Annotated in this window: 8 protein-coding genes; all 8 read right to left on the bottom strand. The window is 36.1% G+C overall.

Features of this window, described 5'->3' with window-relative positions; translation table 11 throughout:
• Positions 1-172: 172 nt before the first annotated feature.
• The 8 genes from ABID46_RS12770 to ABID46_RS12735 all read right to left on the bottom strand — a co-directional run bounded on the left by ABID46_RS12770 (position 173) and on the right by ABID46_RS12735 (position 6,540).
• Positions 173-667: an ecotin family protein gene (locus tag ABID46_RS12770; RefSeq protein ID WP_354510721.1), complete on the bottom strand. Its 495-nt coding sequence runs from the start codon at positions 665-667 to the stop codon at positions 173-175.
• A 92-nt stretch (positions 668-759) separates the two neighbouring features.
• Positions 760-1,230, bottom strand: a complete 471-nt coding sequence (locus tag ABID46_RS12765; RefSeq protein ID WP_354510719.1) for a hypothetical protein — start codon at positions 1,228-1,230, stop codon at positions 760-762.
• Positions 1,231-1,255: 25 nt separating this feature from the next.
• Positions 1,256-1,765 (bottom strand): hypothetical protein, encoded by a 510-nt coding sequence (locus ABID46_RS12760; protein ID WP_354510717.1) that lies wholly within the window; start codon positions 1,763-1,765, stop codon positions 1,256-1,258.
• Positions 1,759-2,313 (bottom strand): DinB family protein, encoded by a 555-nt coding sequence (locus ABID46_RS12755; protein ID WP_354510715.1) that lies wholly within the window; start codon positions 2,311-2,313, stop codon positions 1,759-1,761. Before ABID46_RS12755 ends, ABID46_RS12760 begins: the two co-directional genes overlap by 7 nt.
• A gap of 26 nt (positions 2,314-2,339) precedes the next feature.
• Positions 2,340-2,972: a carbonic anhydrase gene (locus ABID46_RS12750; protein WP_354510713.1), complete on the bottom strand. Its 633-nt coding sequence runs from the start codon at positions 2,970-2,972 to the stop codon at positions 2,340-2,342.
• Between the two features lie 64 nt (positions 2,973-3,036).
• Entirely contained in the window at positions 3,037-3,807 is a 771-nt protein-coding gene (locus tag ABID46_RS12745) for a succinate dehydrogenase/fumarate reductase iron-sulfur subunit (protein WP_354510711.1), read from the bottom strand.
• A 31-nt stretch (positions 3,808-3,838) separates the two neighbouring features.
• Positions 3,839-5,851 (bottom strand): fumarate reductase/succinate dehydrogenase flavoprotein subunit, encoded by a 2,013-nt coding sequence (locus ABID46_RS12740; protein WP_354510709.1) that lies wholly within the window; start codon positions 5,849-5,851, stop codon positions 3,839-3,841.
• Positions 5,852-5,859: 8 nt separating this feature from the next.
• Positions 5,860-6,540, bottom strand: a complete 681-nt coding sequence (locus ABID46_RS12735; protein WP_354510707.1) for a succinate dehydrogenase cytochrome b subunit — start codon at positions 6,538-6,540, stop codon at positions 5,860-5,862.
• Positions 6,541-6,726 lie beyond the last annotated feature (186 nt).

Genomic DNA, 6,726 nt, shown 5'->3' with positions numbered 1-6,726 from the left:
GAAACGATACTTAATTTAAAAGCTAAAGTATAATCTCGTTGCGTCCGTTTGTTCCTTTCGGAATTTAATTCTTTCATAATAAGTCGATTTTGTGTTAACTTATTTTAGGACGGGACAAATCTCATAAAAAAAGGTTCATCTTCCGATGAACCTTTTTTTATGCTTGATTGATTTATTTCTTAGGTGTTTGCAAAGCTTTGAATTGTTCCGGCATTGCTTGGTAAATCTTGTACTGAACTTCATATCCTTCTGGAACGTAAATAACAATCGGCATACGACCATTGTAATCGGTCAAATAGGATTGTCCTGTCACAAATTTCGAAACCATTTTATTATCACCACAACCCATCATCGTACTGATGGCATCGCCATTTGTATTGAATTCCAAATAGGAATATCCCCAACCTTGAAGGTCTTTGGATTGAAATTCGCCCATCAAAGAATGACGATTACACGTATCAACATCCATATATTTCCCCACAAAAATTTCGATTTTCTTGTTAGCGTCTTCCTCCAAGGAGCTATGTGGAACTTCAATGATAAATTGCTCATAACCTTTTTGAGCTTTCGGGAACACCGAAGTATCTACTTTGATATTTTGTGCGAATAATAAAGTTGAACTTACTAATAAAATTAGAATCGTCAAGTTGGAAAAGAATTTTATCATTTTGTTTATTTTTTGCGATGCTATTCCAATTTCAATGCCATTCTAGATTTTCTTATTTTAATCTTGTGTGAATTTGAAGATTTCTTCTAATCTTATTTCATTTTTAAATAATAATTTTCAGAAAGAGAACTTTTAAATAAACGATAATCTCCCTCATATTCCCTATTTCTTTCATTATACCTAATAGTATCGTTTTCAACAAAGAATTCATGAACTTTCCTATTCTCAAAATTCTTTGTTTCCAAACCAAATTCCTTAATTTCCTTCGTGAAAAGGAAATCTATTTTCGAAAGATTTGATGAATCAAATACGACATAAAGCCCTAATAAACAGATTGGGAAAACCCATAAAGTATTGATTATCGTTAAAAAATCAAATTTTGTTTCTATTAAAAACAAAACCATAACGGTCAACAAAACTGCTCCAATTACGTAATATTTAGTAGGCACATCAAAACTATTAATTTCAATAAATTTCGTTGGCCAGAATGCTAGAAAGAAGGCAAGCAGAATTAAAACCCAAATGAATTTATTTAAAAGTTTATTTTTTGTTTGAATATTCATTTTAGTTAAATTTAATTTAAATGAATCAGTTTTCATCCTTCTTCAAATGATAAGCATCTACAAATCGACTTTTGTATAATTTGAATTTCCCTTTGTAAATATCATCCCATCTCTCGTCTTCATAATAATACAAATCGTCGTTTTTGTATATAAACTTGTGTACGTGAAAGTATCTATCTTCTGAAAAATACTCAACATTATAATCATTAACTTTTTTGGAGAAGATAAAATCTAACTTCCTTAATGTATATGGAGTAAAACTTAAACCAATAAAAATTCCAATAAATAAAGGAATCCACATTATATTGAAAATGGTGAAGAAATCATACTTCTTTTCGATGATAATCAATAATAGAATGGACAAAATTATAGTCAAAGATAAAACCCAATAGAGTTTAACATACCGATAATTAGGTACAATAACTAAGAAATCAAACTGAACCACCATTAAAATTGCATACAAGAAAAGAATTACGGCAAAAAGAATAAGGGCAATTTTCCTTACCAGTGATAATTTGTAAAATTTCTCTAGCATCGCATCTCTTTTACCAATTCGACATCTCTTCCCAACAATGGCAAATACCTTTCTTGAATGATGTTGAAATGATGGATTTGATGACCGACCATACTAAATCCAAATCCCAAAACGGAAAATTCAGAATCGCCTGAAAAAGCAGGCTGCGTCAAATCTTCTTCATCAAAGGATTGAAAAAGCGAAATGGTCGAACTTCTCACAAAAAGAAAATCGTTTTTTAATTCTTCCCAGTTTTTATGGTTGGCTTTGGAATTGGGTGCCAATACATTTTCGTCGTGCGATACAGGTCGGTTGGCATCTTTGCGAGCATACACCAAAGCGCGATAAGAGAAAATTCGTTCCCAATCGATGATATGTTGGATGATTTCCTTTGTCGTCCATTTTTCTGGCGCATAAGTTCGATTACCTAATTCTTCCAAAATAGCAAAATTTAGATTTTGGAAAGAAGCCAAATGTTTGTCCAATGCAGCTTTGATCGTTAAATCATCGGCTAAATCAACATAAGCTTGATAATGTGGTGGAATATGTGTTAAATGTTCTTTTTTCATAGATTGTCAATTGGTTAGGAATTAATTTAGTATTTTCCTAAATCATAAATTTCCATAATTTCTTTCAATTTCGCTTCCATATCAATTTGTAAATCGATCAATTCACCCGTATGCATATCGAAAACCCAACTATGAACTTGTAAATTTCGGCTGTTGATCGCTTTTTGAACCGAAGCAACTTTCAACACATTGAAGGATTGTTCTTCCACATTCAACTCTACCAAACGATCATAACGTTGAGTTTCATCTTCAATCGAATTCAATTCGTCTTTGTGCATACGATAGACATCGCGAATGTTTCGTAACCAGGGATTCAACAAGCCTAAATCTTGTGCTTCCATCGCGGCTTTCACACCACCGCAAACATAATGTCCGCACACCACAATGTGTTTTACTTCCAAATGTTTCACTGCATAATCAATCACCGACATCACATTTAAATCGATGTTGATGACCATATTGGCAATGTTTCGGTGTACGAATACTTCTCCTGCTTTGGCTCCCATCAATTCTTCTGCTGTCACACGACTATCGGAACAACCGATGTAGAGAACTTCGGGTTTTTGACCTTCGCATAATTGGGGGAAATAATTGGTAGAATTGGCCAATTTTGCTTCGACCCATTTTTTATTATGTTCAAATACTTTGTTTAAATCCATAATTCGAATGTACAAAAAAAGCCGACTCTGAGAAAATCGGCTTTTAATTCTATTTAAGTTTTTCTTAAGCTTCTTCTGAAACGATTTTCGCGCTCAAATACTCACGGTTCATACGTGCAATATTTTCCAACGAAATTCCTTTTGGACATTCCACTTCACAAGCTCCCGTATTGGTACAATTTCCAAAACCTTCTGCGTCCATTTGTTTCACCATATTCAAAACACGGTGCGTCGCTTCTACTTTTCCTTGTGGCAATAAAGCAAACTGAGAAACTTTTGCTCCAACGAACAACATCGCAGAACCGTTTTTACAAGTTGCTACACAAGCTCCACATCCGATACAAGTTGCAGCCGCAAACGCTTTGTCAGCATCTGCTTTTGGAACTGGGATCGAATTCGCATCGATGGTATTTCCTGAAGTATTCACCGAAATAAATCCACCTGCGTGTTGAATTCTATCGAAAGAAGAACGGTCAACTATCAAGTCTTTGATAACTGGGAAAGCCGCCGAACGCCAAGGTTCGATGGTGATGGTTTCGCCATCTTTGAACGAACGCATATGCAATTGACAAGTCGTGATTTCACGATCTGGCCCGTGTGCACGTCCGTTGATATACAAGGAACACATACCGCAAATTCCCTCACGACAATCGTGGTCAAATGCAACCGGTTCTTTTCCTTCGTTTACTAATTGTTCATTTAACATATCCAACATTTCCAAGAAGGAACTGTCAGTTGATACACCGTTTAATGAATAGCTCTCAAATTTCCCTTTCGACTTATCTCCTGCTTGTCTCCAGATTTTGAGTTTAATATTGATATTTTTTGAAGCCATAGTCTAATTTTTTAAGGCAGAAACCTACTGATTATTTGTAGTTTCTTGCAGCGATTTTGATGTATTCGTAATTCAACGGCTCAATGTGTCGAACTTCTTGTTTGATGTCATCTCCTTTGTATTCCCAAGCAGCAACGTGTTTGAAGTTTTCATCGTCACGTAAAGTTTCCCCTTCTTCGTCTTGGTATTCTTCACGGAAGTGACCTCCACAAGATTCTTTTCTTTCCAAAGCATCCATTGCCATCAATTGACCCAATTCCAAGAAATCTGCAACACGACCTGCTTTTTCCAATTCAGGATTCAAAGAATCTGCTGAACCTGGAACGCGAACATTTGCCCAGAAATCTTTTTTGATTTCGTCGATTTCTGCAATCGCTTCTTTCAATCCCTGTTCATTTCTAGCCATTCCGACTTTGTTCCACATTACATTTCCTAAACGTTTATGGAAATAATCAACGGAATGAGTTCCTTTATTATTCAAGAAGAAATTGATTCGTTCGTTTACTGCATTTTCAGCTTCTACGAATTCAGGTGAATCTGTTGGGATTTTTCCTGTACGAATGTCATCTGCTAAATAATCAGCAACTGTATAAGGAATCACAAAGTAACCATCAGCCAAACCTTGCATCAAAGCCGAAGCTCCTAAACGGTTCGCTCCGTGGTCAGAGAAATTCGCTTCTCCTAAAACGAAACACCCTGGAATGGTACTCATCAAATTATAATCAACCCAAACTCCACCCATTGTATAGTGAACTGCCGGATAAATTTTCATTGGAGTTTTGTATGGATTATCGTCGGTGATTTTCTCATACATTTGGAATAAGTTTCCATATTTTGCTTTGACAACCTCCTCACCCAATTGCGTGATTCGAGCTGGTGAAGCATTGTGTTCTCCATCAACCAAAGCTTTTTCTTTTCCATATCGTTGGATCGCTGCAGAGAAATCCAAGAATACACCTTCTTTGGTTTCGTTGTTTTCGATTCCAAATCCAGCATCACATCTTTCTTTTGCAGCACGAGAAGCAACGTCACGCGGAACTAAATTTCCAAACGCTGGGTATCTTCTCTCCAAATAGTAATCTCTATCTTCCTCTTTGATATCAGTCGGTTTCAAACGACCTTCACGAATCGCAACCGCATCTTCAATTTTCTTAGGAACCCAAATACGTCCGTCATTACGTAATGATTCAGACATCAAAGTTAATTTGGATTGTTGTGTTCCGTGTTGAGGAATACAAGTTGGGTGAATTTGCGTATAACAAGGATTTGCGAAGAACGCTCCTTTTTTGTGGATTTTCCAAGCAGCTGTAACGTTGGATCCCATAGCATTGGTCGATAAGAAAAAAACGTTTCCGTATCCACCAGAAGCAATGATAACTGCGTGAGCAGAATGTCTTTCGATTTCACCTGTTACTAAGTTACGAGCAATAATACCACGTGCTTTTCCGTCCACAATCACCAAATCTAACATTTCGTGACGGTTATACATTTGGATTCTACCTTTCCCGATTTGACGGTTCATGGCAGAATAAGCACCCAATAATAATTGTTGTCCAGTTTGACCCGCCGCATAAAATGTTCTTTGAACTTGCGTACCACCAAACGAACGGTTATCTAATAATCCTCCGTATTCACGAGCAAAAGGAACACCTTGCGCAACACATTGGTCAATAATGTTTCCAGATACTTCTGCTAAACGGTGAACGTTAGCCTCTCTTGCACGGTAGTCTCCTCCTTTGATTGTATCGTAAAACAATCTGTGGATCGAGTCTCCGTCATTTTGATAATTCTTTGCAGCATTCACCCCACCTTGCGCCGCAATAGAGTGCGCTCTACGTGGTGAATCTTGGTAACAGAATGCTTTTACATTGTAGCCCATTTCAGCCAAAGAAGCTGCAGCAGAACCACCTGCCAATCCTGTACCTACTATGATGATATCAATTTTCCCTCTGTTGTTTGGAGCAACTAAGCGCAAATTAGCTTTGTGCTTCGTCCATTTTTCAGCGATGTCCCCAACAGGTATTTTAGAATCTAACTTACTCATATTAGATATTATAGTTGTTTAATAAAATGATATACAGCGATGATGATAAATCCTAATGGAATTGCAATCGCATAAATTTTTCCGATACACTTAATCACTGGTGTGTATTTCGCATGTCTTGCACCCAATGATTGGAAAGAAGACTCGAAACCATGTTGTAAATGCAAAGACAAAAAGATGAATCCAATGATGTACAATACTAAAGTAACTGCACTTGTAAATACATGGTCTAAGTGATCCATGAAGTAATTACCTTGTCCAAAGTTTGGATCTTGTGCAAAGTGATTGGCATTGATTGTTGGAATCCAAAATTGCCATAAGTGCACCAATAAGAACACCAAGATAAATCCACCAGAATAAATCATGTTACGAGATGCCCAAGATGAATTTGCACTTGCATTGTTTACTGCATACCCTACTGGACCACGTGCTTTTTTGTTTTGAATTTCCAAAACAAATCCCATCACAAAGTGATAGACAACCCCAATCATAAGGATTGGCTGCATCAAGTATTGAATGAAAGGATTCCTACTCATGAAGTCGGAAACATCATTGAACATATCAGGATTTATAACTGATAATGAATTGATTAAAAAGTGTTGTAATAAGAATATCAGCAAAAACAAAGCTGATAATGCCATTGTAAATTTCTTTCCGATTGACGATCGAAGCAGAGATTCTTTAGCCATAAAGCAATTTTTGATTTGTAAAGAAACAAATGTAGAAAAGTTAAAAAATTTTAACAATGAAAAAAGTCATTCAATTGCCTTGAGAGGGCAGTTTAGAATGATTCTCAATAAAAGAATAGTTCGATTTTAACTATCAAAATTAATTCATTTTCAATAAAAAACTCCGATTTCCTTCCTAGAAAATCG

The sequence above is a fragment of the Moheibacter stercoris genome (assembly GCF_040545805.1).
Classification (GTDB): Bacteria; Bacteroidota; Bacteroidia; order Flavobacteriales; family Weeksellaceae; genus Moheibacter; species Moheibacter stercoris.
This window is presented reverse-complemented; position numbering and strand designations above follow the sequence as displayed.